The organism is Arthrobacter sp. SO3 (assembly GCF_020532825.1).
GTDB lineage: Bacteria > Actinomycetota > Actinomycetes > Actinomycetales > Micrococcaceae > Arthrobacter.
The window spans coordinates 17,290-31,882 of sequence record NZ_MQTS01000188.1; the positions used below are offsets into that span (position 1 = coordinate 17,290).

Below are 14,593 nucleotides of genomic sequence, written 5' to 3' on the forward strand. Positions count from 1 at the left end.
GGGGCATCCAGATCGAGGCGGCCCTCGTCTACGAGCCGGACCGCAGCCGTCGCGGTGACGATCTTGGACATGGAGAACCAAAGATACGACGTCGAGGCGGTCGCAGGTGTGTTGGCTGCACGGTCGGCCCGACCGTACCCGGCGGCGAGGATCGGCCGCTCGCGATTTACCACGGCCACGGAGAGGCCAGGGATGCCGCCCCGGCTCATCATTGTGGTGAGGGCCGCCGCCACGCCCCGCGGTGATCTGCCGGCCTCGATGCCTTCGCCCGGCTGGCCCGGGCCGGCGTCTTCAATCCCCATGGCGCTCCTCCGCCGCGGCCCCAGTGTCGGAACTGGAGTGTTCCGACCCCGGCGCAAATCTACGCCTTTTCAGGATTCCTCTCCAGAGCAGGTCATTGCCGGCCTGGCTCATGCTGTCTGTCCCGTTCGCTGGCGCGTGCCGCCGAAGGAGACGAGAATGGGCTCGTGGCAGTCCCTCGCCGTGGCGGGGACGGCAACCCGATGAACGCCGCCGCCCGAAAGATCCAGCGCATCTATCTCACGCTGACGCTGGGCAATACCCTTGCGGCCTCCTTCATCTGGGGGATCAACACCCTATTCCTCCTCGACGCCGGACTCAGTAACCTTGAGGCTTTTGCGGCCAACGCCTTCTTTACGGCCGGAATGGTGCTGTTCGAGGTGCCCACCGGAGTAGTTGCCGACGGTTGGGGGCGCCGCGTCTCGTTCCTGCTCGGCACCGCGACACTGGCCATATCCACGTATCTCTATTACCTGCTTTGGCAGCTTTCTGCGCCGTTCTGGTTATGGGCGGCAGTGTCTGTTCTGCTCGGTCTGGGCTTCACCTTCTTCTCCGGGGCGGTGGAAGCCTGGCTCGTCGACGCGTTGCGTTTCTCCGGCTACGAAGGCGGCCTGGAGGCGGTGCTCGGGCGCGGGGTGATGGTATCCGGTGTCGCAATGCTCTTCGGCTCGGTGTCTGGCGGTGTCATCGCGCAGGCAACCAATCTCGGCGTGCCGTTTCTGATTCGCGTGGGCGTTTTGTTGGCCATGTTCATCGTGGCCTTGCGGCTGATGCACGACGTCGGTTTCACGCCCGAGCGCTCGGGCCGTCCGCTGCAGGCGACTCGAGCCGTTCTTGCCGCGTCGGTGGAGAACGGATTGAAGAACCCGCCGGTGCGATACGTGATGCTGGCCGCTCCGTTCAGCGCCGGCGTCGGAATCTATGTGTTTTACGCCCTGCAGCCGTATCTGCTTGCGCTCTATGGCGATCCGCGGGCGTACTCCGTGGCCGGGCTGGCGGCGGCCATCGTGGCAGGGGCGGAGGTGGTCGGGGGGTGGCTGGCGCCCCGGATTCGGCGACTGGTCCGCAAACGCACGACTGTGTTGATCCTCAGTGTCGGGATCAGCGCGATGAACCTGCTCGTGCTCGGCTTCACCCGGTTGTTCTGGGTGGCCCTGGTTCTCCTGGCTCTGTGGGCCCTCGTTGACTCAACAGGGATCCCGGTGCGGCAGTCCTACCTGAACGACATGATCGCCTCGAAGCAACGGGCAACGGTGCTCAGCTTCGACTCGCTCATGGGCTCAAGCGGTGGCGTGGTGGTGCAGCCGCTGCTCGGTCGGACAGCCGACGTGTACGGCTACGCTGCCTCGCTGGCGATCGGCGGCATTATCCAACTGATCGCGGTGCCCTTCCTGCTGGCTAGCCGTCGGCAGCACCATCCGGCTGACCGGGCCAACGCCTCCACCGGGGCGGCGGATGCGGAATCCCTGCCGTCATAGGCACGGATTTTAGGGCGGAAACAGTAGGCTCCGCGGGGTATTGGCTCTCACGCCCCAAGCCTCGATGGTGCGCATCAGCACCTTCGAGGTGGGATTTCGCGGTGTCCACCACCTGGTGCTGGGTTGGTTGACGACCCGGGACGGGAGGCCCGGGCTTTGGCAGGACGCCGCCGGAAACACCCAGGCTGCCGGCGGGCGTCGTTGCCCAGTGGATGGCGGCTGGGGGCTTCCAGGAACCTGAATACCGCTGATCAAGAGGGAGAAGTTAGTCATGCTGAAAGATCTCGATCTCATCGCCGTCCTGCCCGCAAAGGGCATCGCCCGGGCCAGTACCTTCTGCCGCGACGTGCTGAGACTTGAGCCCGCGGACGCCATGGACGAGGTGAATCTGATGTACCGACGCGGTAAGGGGACGTCTTTCCTGCTGTACAAGACCGACAATGCGGGCACGGCGAAAAACACCCAGATGGGCTGGGGAACAGACAACCTTGAGGCCGAAGTGGAGGAGTTGCGCGGCCGCGGCGTCGTGTTCGAGGAGTACGACTTCCCGGGTCTGAAGACGGAGAACGGTATCGCCACGACCCCGGTTGGCAAGGCAGCGTGGTTCCTGGGCAGTGAGGGCAACATCCTCAATCTCTTCCAGAGCCCGGAGCGCCGGCGGTGCAACGCGCCGTCCCTGCATCATTGGGGGACTCTGCAGGGACGGCGTACTCCCCACGCTACCTTGGGCCGGCGGCGCGGCAGCCGGAGTGAGTGAAGTCTTAACGTTTCCCTAGCGCCTGTCCCGTCCGCTGGCATAACGGACGGCCTAATGTCACGTTGGCCGCGTCCGTTCGGCGGCCCGAACTTCAGCCCGTCACGACTCCGAGTTCCGCACCCCAAGTAGCCGTTCGGGTCAACGTTCGTGCCGTGGCAGCGGGGCCCGCGTTCCTTGACGTCGTACACCCAGGTCGTCCTCCAGGCCCGCCCTCCCGATGGATCCGTTTCAGCTGCCTGCCGGAAGGGGATGTTAGCGTGAGTATCCATTCGATGACGGCATGAACTTCAGCATTCCCCCGAACCGGCCTGACCTCCGGTACTGAAGAACAGGACCTGCAAATGATTGAAATCCAGAGCTCCGCCGACGGCACGAAAATCGCCTTCGAACGGACAGGTGAAGGGCCGGCGCTGATCATCATCGGCGGTGCACTGAACAGCCAACGTTCGGCCGGCATGCTGGTGGCCCGGCTGGCCCCCCACTTCACCGTCTACGCGTACGACCGCCGCGGGCGGGGCGAGAGCTCCGACACGCTTCCCTACAGCCCCGGCCGTGAAGTGGAGGATTTGAAAGCTGTGATCGCTGCGGCAGGCGGCTCGGCCTACGCTTACGGCCACTCCTCGGGTGCCATCCTGGCTCTCGAAGCAGCGGCTGCGGGACTGGCCATCTCCAAACTGGCGGTATACGAGCCGCCATATCTGACCGGGCATGCCCCCGACGAGCCCTGGGAGAACTTCAGGGACCGGGTCCAGGCGGCACTGAATGAGGGCGACCGGGAAGGCGCCGTCGAACTGTTCATCCGCCATACCGGCTCTGACTTTGACGAAGGAATCAAAACAATGCCGTGGTGGGCCGCGCTCCTCAGCGTCGCCCACACCCTGCCGTATGACCTCACCCTGACAAGCGACGGAACCGTCCCGGAGAGGCTGTCGAACATTCAGGTCCCCATGCTCGGAATCTACGGTGGTGCAAGCCCGTCCTGGGCCGGGAATGCCATCAATGCCGTCGCCGCGGCCGTTCCTGGCATGAAAAAACTACAGCTGGAAAATCAAAGCCACGCAGTCTCCGAGGATGCTGTTGCACCCGTGCTGATCGAATTCTTCACCCGCACCTCAGCATAGGGGGAAGGTGCCGCCGTCTGGCCACGTGCATTAAGAGAGCGGAAGCGACGGCAGTGGAGGAGTCCTTAGCCCAGCAGAGAGACGGCGTGGGCGATGACGAGGGCCAGGAGAACGAATCCTCCGGCGGCTTCGAGTCCCATCATCATCTTGGCCCGGGGCGACAGGGGCATGGTGTCGGTGGGGCTGAAGGCCATGGAGTTGGACAAGGAGAAATAGGCGTAGTCAACGAAGGAGGCGACCCAGCCGCTTTTGACCGAGGACCGCGTCGAAACTTCCGTGACGGCGTCGTGGTCTTCGTCCTGGGGAAAGCGGAAGTCAGCAGCGGGGAGGTTGTCCCGATGGGAATTCCGCCGTGCGACCGGGCCGCCGCGGTCCAGTTCCCAGAAAACGAGGGCGAAGGCGATGATATTCGTTGCCCAGATCTGCAGTGCCGCCAGAAGGAGTGTGCGCCCGTCGCCGCCACCGGAGGCGGTCAGCAGAATGATGAGTTGCACCAGTGCGACGCCATTGGCGGCGACGAGGAGGAGTGCCTGGCCCGTGGCTACCCGTTTGGACCAGCGTGTCTCTTTCTGCATGCGGCGTGGGTTAAGGATCAGCAACGGAATCAGCATCACGAGTCCGATTCCCACCACGGTGTAGCGGATGACCGGCAGGAAGGTGCTGGGCAGCGCGGCGTAGAGGCCCAGCGCAATGAGCAGCCCGATTACTGCCGGCCAGCGGTGTTCGGAGCGGTCCTTCAGGTTTGCGGTATCAGACATCCACCGAGTCTAGGCAAAGCAGCGGTTCACCCGGCCTGGGCGCGCTTCTCTGAGGGGTGGAAAGCTCTTCCAGCATTGTGGATGGCCCGCGGGGGTCCACGCCGCGGGATAAGCCAATGCACCCGGAGCCAACCGGCCGTGATCCGAAAGACCTGGTTGACAGCGGGCACTGGTGCTCCTGGATTCTTAGTGCTTTAAGTCCGTTTTTGGGCTGGTCATGCTTCATCTTCATGCCGTTGCTGTTTCATTTGAGTGGCTTTCCGCCAGAATGCAGGGGTTGCACGTGTTGGTGGCAGGGCGTTCAAAGCCAGGTTGCGCGCAGCCAGTGTCCGCACCGAGGGGCCGACGGTGCCCGCACCTTCGGGCGGCGGGCCCGGCAGCGTGCGATTACCTTGTCCACCGCGAACTTCCCCTTGCCGTGCTGGGAGCACCTGCCGGACGTCCCCAACAGATCTCACAACCGTGCCCCGAACGGGGCGCGCCGGTTCCTGGCCGGCCGACCGGGGGGAGTCCTCGGCTTTACCTGCAAATGGGAAAGCCTCCGCGCGAGTCCAGGACTCAAGCGCGGAGGCTCTGGCTCTCCAAGCTGGGGGGACTGGAGAGCCACTTTGAGTGTACTAGTAACCCGACGTCATGACCGCTGGGATGCCGACCGTGCCCGGCACCTTACTTTGGGAAGCCTTTCGGGCCTACAGTTGGGCTTCTAGAACCGTCGACAGGAGTGCCCCATGATTACCCTGCAGATCGAACATCGAGTCCGGGACTTCGGCATGTGGAGGAAGGCTTTCGACAGCGACCCACTGGACCGCGCAGCGTCGGGGGTGCGCTCCTACCGGATTTCGCGTCCGCTCGACCAGGAGGACTACGTGATGCTGGAGATGGATTTCGATACGCAGGAGGCTGCCGTGGACTTCTTGGGGCGGCTGCAGAACGATACGTGGAAAACCGGCGTGACGGCGCCGGCGCTCGTGGGTGAGCCATCGACCAGGATCATCGAGACGGTGTCCAGCGAAATGGTGGACGCCCCCTAATTTCCTCGGGTACCCGTCCGCGAAGGCGGCCCGGCTCATTGCGGCCGGTTCGACGGCGGGGCGATGAGCCGTGTGCGCACGGCCACGCCGGCGCAGAGAACGACGGCCACGCCGCCGATGATGGTGGTCCAGTCCAGATGCTCGCCCAGCAGGAGCCCGGCCCAGCAGATGCTGAGGACTGGCTGGATAAGTTGCACCTGGCCGACCTGCGCCATCGGCCCGACGGCCAGCCCGTGGTACCAGGCGAAGAAACCGAGGAACATGCTGACGACGCCGAGGTAGGCAAAGGCGGCCCACTGCAGGGCTGTGCCCGAGGGCGGCTGGTGGGCCATCGAAAGGGCCGACAGGAACACCATCAGGGGAGATGCGAGAACGAGCGCCCAGGAGACTGTCTGCCAGGCGCCGAGTTCGCGCGCGAGCAGCCCGCCCTCCGCGTATCCAACGGCTGCGGCCACGACGGCACCGAAGAATAGCAGATCTGACCAGTGCAGCCGTCCGAATCCACCGGACTGTGCGGAGGCGAAAGCGATCGCCGCCGCCGCGCCGACACCGGTGATGAGCCAGAATGCCGGCGGCGGGCGTTCCCTGCCACGGAGCACTGCCATTGTTGCAGTCCCGGCAGGCAGCAGCGCGATGACCACCGCGCCGTGGCTGGCGGGGACGGCGGCGAGCGCGAACGACGTCAGCAGCGGGAAGCCGACGACGATACCGCCGGCAACAACGGCCACGCGTGCCCACTGGGCGCCGTGCGGCAGGCGTTGCCGGGTAAGAGCTAAGGCGCATGCGGCGAGAATCGCGGCTACGACCGCCCGGCCGGATCCGATGAACAGGGGCTGAAGCCCGCCCACCGCCACCCGGGTGAAGGGAACGGTGAAGGAAAATGCCACTACGCCGAGCAGGCCCCACCACAAGCCGGTGGGCGGCCGGGAGGATAGCGGCAGTAAAACAATTGTGGTAGCGCTACTATTGTCTCTCATGTCCTACGATAGCAGTTCACGCATGGCTGAACGACTCCGGAAATGGATCGCGGCCGCCCCTCCCGGGTCCAGGCTCCCGTCCACGCGCGCGCTGGTCGCCGAATACCAGGTGAGTCCCGTGACGGTGCAGAAGGCACTCCGGAGCCTTGCGGGCCAGGGCCTGATCGAGAGCCGCCCCGGCATCGGGACCTTTGTGCGGGAGGTCCGCACCGCGCTGCCCGCAGACTACGGCTGGCAAACGGCGGCCCTGGGTTCGCCCCACGCGTCACTTCGGCCAGTTTCCACCGCGATGCGCACCGCCTCCAACGACGTCATCGCCTTCCACTCGGGCTATCCGGACCGGGAACTCCTGCCGGACCGTCTGGTGCGGGCGGCACTAACCCGCGCGGCCCGCGGGGACGCGGCCTTGTCGCGTCCGCCCGCGGCAGGACTGCCGGAGCTGCAGTCCTGGTTCGCCCAGGATCTACGGTCCTCCACTGCGGCCGGTGCCACCCCGCCGGCACCTGGCGATGTCATCGTGCTGCCCGGAAGCCAGAGCGGGCTCAGCTCCGTGTTCCGGGCCCTGGCCGGCAGCGGGCAGCCCGTGCTGATGGAATCCCCGACCTACTGGGGAGCCATCCTCGCTGCGGCGCAGTCCGGAGTCCAGGTGGTCCCGGTGCCGAGCGGACCCGGGGGCCCCGATACGGAAGAGCTGGACAGGGCCTTCGAGGAAACCGGCGCACGCCTGTTCTATGCACAGCCGAACTACGCCAACCCCACAGGTGCGCAATGGCCGGCAAGGGGCCGGGAACAAGTGCTGGATGTCGTCCGGGCTCACGGCGCCTTCCTCGTTGAGGACGATTGGGCCCACGATTTCGGGATCACCACCACCGCCGTGCCCGTGGCGTCCGGCGACAGTTCCGGGCACGTCGTCTACCTTCGCTCCCTGACCAAAAGCGTGTCCCCGGGCATCCGCGTTGCCGCCGTAATCGCACGGGGACCGGTGCGCGAGCGCATTCTGGCCGACCGGGGTGCCGAATCGATGTACGTCAGCGGGGTGCTGCAGGCAGCGGCTCTCGACGTCGTGACGCAGCCTGCGTGGCAGACGCACCTTCGCGGCCTCCGCCACCAGCTCCAGACCCGCCGGGACCTGCTGGTCGGCAGCCTGCGGGAGTACGCCCCGCAGGCCCACATCGAGCACGTACCGAGCGGGGGACTGAACCTCTGGGCACGCCTGCCCGACGGGACCGACCTCGACCGGCTTGCCCATGACTGCGAGAGAGCCGGCGTCATCATCGCCCCCGGCACCGAGTGGTTCCCGGCCGAACCCACGGGACCGTTCATCCGGCTTAACTACGCAGGCCCCAACCCCGGCGCCTTTCCCGAAGGCGCGCGCCTCCTCGGCCAGGCCCTGGAACGCAACAACCGCTGACAAGCGGCGATATCACCGCAGGAAGGGGATACCGCCGCAGGATGAGGCGATACCACCGCAGGATAATCTGGATGTATGACTTCCGCAGCGCAATCCACCGTCAGCCTGGACGGCCGCCTCGACGCCCGCTTCGCAAGGGAGCTGGAGGAAATGGCCATTCCCTGGCAGGCGGAGCCGGTCCCGGACCCACGCCTTCTCGTGCTCAACGAGTCCCTGGCCGCCGGGCTGGGCCTCGACCCCGACTACCTGCGGGGGTCTGACGGATTACTACTGCTGACCGGAAATCTGGTCCCCAGCGGCGCCACTCCGGTGGCCCAGGCCTATGCCGGCCACCAGTTCGGCTCGTTGTCCCCCCGTCTCGGCGACGGGCGCGCGCTCCTGCTCGGTGAGATCACGGACGCGGAAGGCCATCTCCGCGATGTCCACCTCAAGGGCTCCGGTCGCACACCGTTCGCCCGCGGGGGTGACGGCCTGGCCGTGGTCGGTCCGATGCTGCGGGAGTACATCGTGAGCGAAGCGATGCACGCCATGGGCATTCCCACCACACGGTCCCTGGCGGTGGTGGCGACGGGGCGCCCGGTTCTCCGCGGCACCATGCTGCCCGGCGCGGTACTCACGCGGGTCGCAAGCAGCCACCTGCGCGTGGGCAGCTTCCAGTACGCCCGGGCCACGGGCGACGCCAGCCTCCTGCGCCGCCTCGCCGATCACGCGATCAGCCGCCATTATCCCGGCGCCGCCGAGGCCAGTCACCCCTATCTCGCGCTGTTCCAGGCGGTGATTGCCGCACAGGCATCGCTGCTGGCCCAGTGGATGCTCGTGGGATTCGTTCACGGCGTCATGAACACCGACAACATGACAATCTCCGGCGAGACTATCGACTATGGACCCTGCGCCTTCCTGGACGCCTTCGACCCGGCCACGGTCTACAGCTCCATCGACGACACCGGACGCTACGCCTACGGCAACCAGCCGGTCATGGCGGAATGGAATCTCACGAGGCTTGCCGAGTCCCTCCTGCCGCTCTTCCACGACGAGCAGGAGCAGGCGGTCGCCCTCGCGCAGGAGGCCCTCGCCGGCTTCCGCCGGCAGTACAGCGGCGCCTGGTCTGCCGGGATGAGGACCAAACTCGGCCTGCCCGACCACCTCGACGACGACGTGACCTCGCCACTGGTGGACGAATTGCTCGGCCTGCTCCAGGCTGGAGAAGTTGACCACACCTCATTCTTCCGGAGCCTCGGCGCGGCCGCCCGCGGCAACCCTGAAGCTGCCCGGAGCGTGTTCCCTGATCCGGCAGCGTTCGACGCGTGGGCCCGGCGATGGAGCGCCCTGGGACCCGACGCCGACAGGATGGACCGGGTCAACCCGGTGTACATCCCTCGCAACCACCTGGTCGAGGAGGCCCTCGCCGCCGCCACGGCTGGCGATCTGGACCCGCTCCAGGGACTCCTGGATGCGGTGGGCAGCCCGTACGATGAGCGCCCCGGACTGGAGCGGTATGCTGCGGCCGCGCCGGAAGACTTCGGTGCCTACCGGACGTTTTGCGGAACCTGAGGCCCGGCCGTCTGGTGGGCGGCCGCACTATCGGCACCCGCCAGCTTCAGGTTTCGTCCAGCCGCGTCAGGGATACTTGAAGGAGGCGCAGGACCGGCTCCCGCCATTCCGCTCATCAGGCAGGGGTTGTTTTTTGCCCTGATTAGACCGAACTTCGAAACCGGCCCCGTAGAGGCTCTGGAGGTTATGTGACGTTGCTAGCAAGTGGAACGGTCGCGACGGCCTCCCCGCAAACAACCGCACGCCCGAGGCTGGACGGCCTTGACGTTCTTCGCGGCGCCGCCGTTGGTGCCGTGCTGCTGGGCCACTCCTGGCCCGCGATATTCCAGGGCGCCGGCATCGTCGGTGTCATTGTCTTTTTCGTGCTGAGCGGATACCTGATCACGGGCGTGCTGCTCAGGGACGTCGAACAGCACCGCAAGATCCGCTACGGCCGTTTTTACGCGCACCGCGCTTTCCGCCTGCTGCCCGCCCTCACCCTGTTCCTTGGTGTGTACGCCGTCGTTGAACTGACGGCAGACGTCCTGGGGGACCGGACCAAGGGACTCATCGGCTATACCCTTCTCGCCGGTTTCGGATACCTCAAAGACCTGCCGCTGCCCTTCGACGTCAGCCTCGCCATCGGACCGCTCTGGACGCTGGCGGTGGAAGAACAGTTCTATCTGATCTGGCCGGCGCTGTTGGTGCTCGCCCTGCGGAAAAACCGCCAGGGGCGGCTGGTTGGCTGGTCTGCCGCCGTCGTCCTTTTGTTCATGACGGCGAGTGTCCTGGCGATGCTGAACTTCGCTCCGCACCTCCATTCCCTGGTCTATGCGCTGCCCACGACATGGGGCCTCGGCCTGATCGTCGGATCGGCGCTGCGCCTCTACCGGGTCCATGTCTTCGGCCTGTTCGCCGGCCGCCGGCTCAGGCTGGTGGCCCTGCTGGCCTCTGCCCTTCTCCTGGCCGGGCTGGGCTTTTTCCCCAAGGCCAACGAAACACCGTTCTTCTTCTTCGTCGGTGGTCCGCTGGCCATGGCGGCCGCGGCCGTCCTCGTGGTCCTGGCCGCTTCCCGAACCCGCGGGATGCCGAAGTGGACACGCCCCGTGCAGGTGCTCGGCACGGTTTCCTACGCCGTTTACCTCTGGAACTATCCCGTCATTCTCTGGCTGAATGGCGGGTCGACAGCCGATCTGCCCCCGCTGGTGGCGTGGTCGGCCATCCTGGCGACCCTCCTGCTGGCAGCGATCAGCTGGCACACCGTCGAACGACTGGGTCGCATCGCGCGTGGCCGCTTCGACGAGCACCAGTCCGCCCGGCGGCCGGCCGCGATCAGCTAGCGCCAGCGATGGTTGCTATCCTCAAAAATATACCCCTTGGGGTATTATTACCGCGCGGCGGATATGTGCCATCCGCCGCGGTTGCGGGCGTCAGTCGTGTTGCGAGATACCCCCCGGGGTATTATTGTTGGTAGTAGCCAACGGGGTCATCCCCACCTCTTTACGAAGGAGAGCACATGCTTCTGGAACGCATTTACGATGAGGACCTCGCCCAGGCCAGCTACCTGATCGGATGCCAGGCCAAGGGGGAAGCGGTGGTGGTGGACGGCCGCCGTGACATCGCGGTGTACCAGGCCCTGGCAGCGAAGAGCGGCATGAAGATCGTGGCGGTAACCGAGACCCACATCCACGCCGATTACCTTTCCGGGACCCGTGAGCTGGCAGCCGCTACCGGCGCGAAAATCTATGTCTCCGGCGAGGGCGGACCGGACTGGCAGTACGGCTTCGACGGCCAGCGGTTGTTCGATGGGGACACCATCACGCTGGGCAACATCAGCATCCAGGCGCTGCACACCCCCGGCCACACCCCGGAGCACCTGTCCTTCCTCGTGACCGACGGGGCGTTCAGTGACCACCCCGGCTACCTGCTCTCCGGCGACTTTGTGTTCTCCGGGGACCTGGGCCGGCCGGACCTGCTGGACGAGGCTGCCGGCGGGGTGGACACCCGCTTCGGCGGCGCCAAGGATCTCTTCGCGAGCCTGCGCGATAAGTTCCTGACCCTGCCCGACTATGTCCAGGTCCACCCGGCCCACGGCGCGGGCAGCGCCTGCGGCAAGGCCCTCGGTGCGATCCCGTCCTCCACAGTCGGCTACGAGCGCCTCTACGCCTGGTGGGCCCCGTACCTGGCTGCCAACGATGAGCAGGGCTTCGTCGACGAACTCCTCGACGGCCAGCCCGACGCACACGCATATTTTGGCCGGATGAAGCGTGAAAACCGTGAAGGCCCGGCCGTGATGGGCGAACGCGTCCCCCTTGAGGAACTTGCCACCGCCGACGTCGTGGCCGGCCTCGCCGAGAACACCGTGACCTTCGTCGACACCCGCTCGAACGCCGAAGTCCACGAAGGAACCGTCACCGGCTCCCTCAACATCCCGGCCGGCAAATCCGTCGCCAGCTTCGGCGCCTGGGTCGTAAACCCCGAAACCGACAAGAACCCGCTGGTGCTCCTGGCCCCGGACCAGGACTCCGCACAGGACATGTGGGACCATCTGGTCCGCGTCGGCATCGACAACGTCGCCGGCTACCTCACCGGTCTTCAGGGACTGCCCGTCAGCACCCCGAAGCTCATCGCCCCCGAGGACCTCGCCGGCTTCGACGCCGCCATGGTCCTGGACGTCCGCAACCGCACCGAGCACGCCGCCGGACACATCCCCGGCTCCCACCGGCTCAGCGGCGGACGCGTCATGTGGAACCTGGACCAGCTCCCGGCTGAAGGCACCATCGTCAGCTACTGCCAGAGCGGGGTTCGGAACTCCGTCGCGGCCAGCGCGCTGCGCCGCGCCGGCTACGACGTCGTCGAACTCGACGGCAGCTACGCCGCCTGGGCAGCACAACAGCAGGCACAGGAGTCCGTGCCGGCAAGCTAGTCCGCACCAGCGGCAATCTGCAACCGGCCCCGGTGGCGGCGCCCCTCCAACCAGGGACGCCGCCACCGTCCGTCCCACCACCTGGAGCACCATGACGTCCGGCAACACCCACTCATTGCAGGAAGGGCGCCACAGCGCCGGCACCACCCTGGGCCTGCGGCAGAACCTGGCCCAGTTCATGCTCCTCGTCGCCGTCAACGCGCTCGTCTGCGGCACCCTCGGCCCGGAACGCACAGTGCTCCCGCTACTGGCCGGGCAGCTCTTCCACCTGGACCTCTACACGAGCGCGCTGACCTAGATCCTGGCCTTCGGCCTCGCCAAGGCCGCCACCAATTACTTCGCGGGCACCGGGACAGATCCCTGTCCTCGGTCAGCCAGGCCGGCATGGTCAACAAACTCAACGACGGCCTCGCCTGGGGCCTCTTCCCCGTCCTGTTCGCCGCCGCCGGACTGACGATCGAAAAGATCGGCATCCTCGCCGCCGTCTACCCCGCCGTCTGGGGCGCAGCACAACTCGTCACCGGGGCACTGTCGGACAAATACGGCCGGAAATGACTGATCGTCGGCGGCATGCTCGTCCAGGTAGTGGCCCTGGCGGTGATCGCCGTCGGCCACGACTTCGGGATCTGGCTGACCGCCGCCATCTTCCTTGGTCTCGGAACGGCCATGGTGTACCCCACCCTGCCCGCGGCCATCGGCGACGTCGCGCACCCGGCCATTGCAATCCGCGGCCGCAGGGTCCACTATCGAGTTCAGTCCGGTTGACGGCATCTGCGGGGCGTGATGAGCGGGATCAAGAACTCAGCCGGACTCGTTCCGGACGCTGTAAGCCTCGACGGTCTCACGGAGATTCGTGTGCACGGCGTGGGCGGCACTCCACCGGAAAATCTTCTCGGCGATCTGCGGCCGACCAGGGTCGCAGGCGACCGCATCGCCGGGTTTTACCGGACGGGCGACGCCCGTGGCCGCCACCGTGAGGCGTACTCGTGGGGCGGACTGACCTCCCGTTCCCCTCTTCGGGTGCTGTGGACGCCGCTGCTGCCGTCGATGCTTGCCAACATGGCCGGGTGGATGGCCCGGCGCCGGGTGATGTCCGGCGAGGCGGAGGCAACTGCAGAGCCGACGACGATGGTGTTCCGGTGGTTTGCGCGCCTCGCCGCCCTCGCACTGACCCTAAGTACCGCGATTATGGTCACGATGCCCAGCCTGGATACGTTCGCCTACCAATGCCTGGGCCAGCAGCAGTGCCGCTCCCGGCTGGGGGGCACGCCGTTGCTGGATTTCCTGGCGCCGTACGAGCGCCCCGGCGTCCGGCTGGCCGCGGGCATCATCGCCCCGGTTGCCGTCGCGGTGTTTTTCTACGTTATGGCCTCCCGCTCGCGGACCAGCTACGAAGGCGTTGAACCGCCCGCACCGGGGGCGGCCAGGCCTGTGCCCTACGGCCGCTGTGCCGCGGCGCAGGCGGGCGGGTTACGCAGCGCTGACTTCTGGTCTGGGCGCCGGTGGCACCAGCATCTTTCCGAACTTCATCTGGCGGCCGGCGTGGCAGTGACGTCGGGGACGCTGGGCTGGTGTGTGTCCGAACTCGGCCGGCGGGCGGGCCTCACGGCCACGAGTGCCCAGGTGACGGCCCTCGCAGCCAGCGCGGCCTCCGCCGTCGTTATCGCCGTTGTCATCGTGATGCTCGCATCGGACGAGGCCCACGAGCAGCTCGCCCGCGGAACTCTCTCTGCTGCCATCGGCACCCTGCTGGCCTCGGTCGGCGGCGCCCTTGCTCTGCCCCTGGCACTAAATGATGCCGGCGCCGGGCAGGATACTGCGGCCCAGCCGGCCGGCGTCCTGCCGGGCATCGTTACCTCGGTCGCTGCCGGCTGGACGCTCACTCTCGGGTTGCTGGTTCCGTTAATGTTTCAGCTGGTGGCAGCGTGGGTCATCCGGTGGCGGAACGCGCTGACGGTCGAGCACCGCGGGCCCGGGCGGATGAAGCGGCTGAAAGCGAAGGCGCGCGGCTCCCTCAGCGTGTTCCCGTGGGCGGCGCCCCTGGTCCTGAATGTTGTTGCCCTGATCCTGGCCAACGCTGTGCTGTTGTCTTTGATGATGCTCGTCGCTGAAGGGCTCGGGACGATCGAATACGGGCCCGGGCCCCCGGGAGCCCCCGGTTCAGATCCAACTCCCGGCGATGCGGGCCCGCTGCTCTGGGTGCCAAAGGCGGTGGCGTCCATCGCGTCCATTCTGGCCCTGGGCCTCATTGGCGTGCTGGTGCTTTTCGCGGCGGCCGCGGGGGTGTGGCTGGCGGTCACGTCG

At 66.7% G+C, this 14,593-nt stretch carries 11 protein-coding genes and 2 pseudogenes; 10 read left to right on the top strand and 3 right to left on the bottom strand.

The genetic code is table 11. From position 1 onward, the window contains the following. Positions 1–302: serine hydrolase domain-containing protein (locus tag BJQ90_RS17510; protein WP_226761491.1), on the bottom strand; the 302-nt coding region annotated here is incomplete at its 3' end. Between the two features lie 201 nt (positions 303–503). Here BJQ90_RS17510 and BJQ90_RS17515 point away from each other — a divergent pair. The 3 genes and pseudogenes from BJQ90_RS17515 (at position 504) to BJQ90_RS17525 (ending at position 3,656) form a co-directional block, all read left to right on the top strand. Further along, positions 504–1,778: an MFS transporter gene (locus tag BJQ90_RS17515; protein WP_226761492.1), complete on the top strand. Its 1,275-nt coding sequence runs from the start codon at positions 504–506 to the stop codon at positions 1,776–1,778. Between the two features lie 271 nt (positions 1,779–2,049). Continuing rightward, a pseudogene (locus tag BJQ90_RS17520) lies at positions 2,050–2,427 on the top strand (VOC family protein); the annotation flags it as partial. 449 nt (positions 2,428–2,876) lie between these two features. Next, the gene (locus BJQ90_RS17525; protein ID WP_226761493.1) at positions 2,877–3,656 is read left to right on the top strand and encodes an alpha/beta fold hydrolase; all 780 of its coding nucleotides are present in this window, start codon (positions 2,877–2,879) and stop codon (positions 3,654–3,656) included. 65 nt (positions 3,657–3,721) lie between these two features. Here the strand turns inward: BJQ90_RS17525 and BJQ90_RS17530 are convergent, their stop codons facing one another. Next, positions 3,722–4,414 (bottom strand): hypothetical protein, encoded by a 693-nt coding sequence (locus BJQ90_RS17530; RefSeq protein ID WP_226761494.1) that lies wholly within the window; start codon positions 4,412–4,414, stop codon positions 3,722–3,724. A 728-nt stretch (positions 4,415–5,142) separates the two neighbouring features. On the opposite strand from BJQ90_RS17530, the gene BJQ90_RS17535 reads away from it, so the two are divergent. Further along, a complete protein-coding gene (locus tag BJQ90_RS17535) occupies positions 5,143–5,445 on the top strand; it encodes a hypothetical protein (protein WP_226761495.1) in 303 nt (100 codons plus the stop codon). A gap of 35 nt (positions 5,446–5,480) precedes the next feature. On the opposite strand, the gene BJQ90_RS17540 is transcribed toward BJQ90_RS17535, so the two are convergent. Continuing rightward, positions 5,481–6,422 (bottom strand): DMT family transporter, encoded by a 942-nt coding sequence (locus tag BJQ90_RS17540; protein ID WP_226761496.1) that lies wholly within the window; start codon positions 6,420–6,422, stop codon positions 5,481–5,483. Between BJQ90_RS17540 and BJQ90_RS17545 the strand changes: the two genes are divergently transcribed. The 6 genes and pseudogenes from BJQ90_RS17545 to BJQ90_RS17570 all read left to right on the top strand — a co-directional run. Further along, positions 6,421–7,833: a PLP-dependent aminotransferase family protein gene (locus BJQ90_RS17545; protein ID WP_226761497.1), complete on the top strand. Its 1,413-nt coding sequence runs from the start codon at positions 6,421–6,423 to the stop codon at positions 7,831–7,833. The two genes, BJQ90_RS17540 and BJQ90_RS17545, sit on opposite strands and share 2 nt — an antisense overlap. A 75-nt stretch (positions 7,834–7,908) precedes the next feature. After that, positions 7,909–9,384, top strand: a complete 1,476-nt coding sequence (locus tag BJQ90_RS17550) for a protein adenylyltransferase SelO (protein ID WP_226761498.1) — start codon at positions 7,909–7,911, stop codon at positions 9,382–9,384. Positions 9,385–9,572: 188 nt separating this feature from the next. Then, entirely contained in the window at positions 9,573–10,703 is a 1,131-nt protein-coding gene (locus BJQ90_RS17555; RefSeq protein WP_226761499.1) for an acyltransferase family protein, read from the top strand. 176 nt (positions 10,704–10,879) lie between these two features. Further along, entirely contained in the window at positions 10,880–12,289 is a 1,410-nt protein-coding gene (locus tag BJQ90_RS17560) for an MBL fold metallo-hydrolase (RefSeq protein WP_226761500.1), read from the top strand. A 178-nt stretch (positions 12,290–12,467) separates the two neighbouring features. Then, positions 12,468–13,003 (top strand): annotated as a pseudogene (locus BJQ90_RS17565) (MFS transporter); the annotation flags it as partial. 69 nt (positions 13,004–13,072) lie between these two features. Next, positions 13,073–14,593 (top strand): hypothetical protein (locus BJQ90_RS17570; protein ID WP_226761501.1); only part of this gene is annotated, 1,521 nt, incomplete at its 3' end.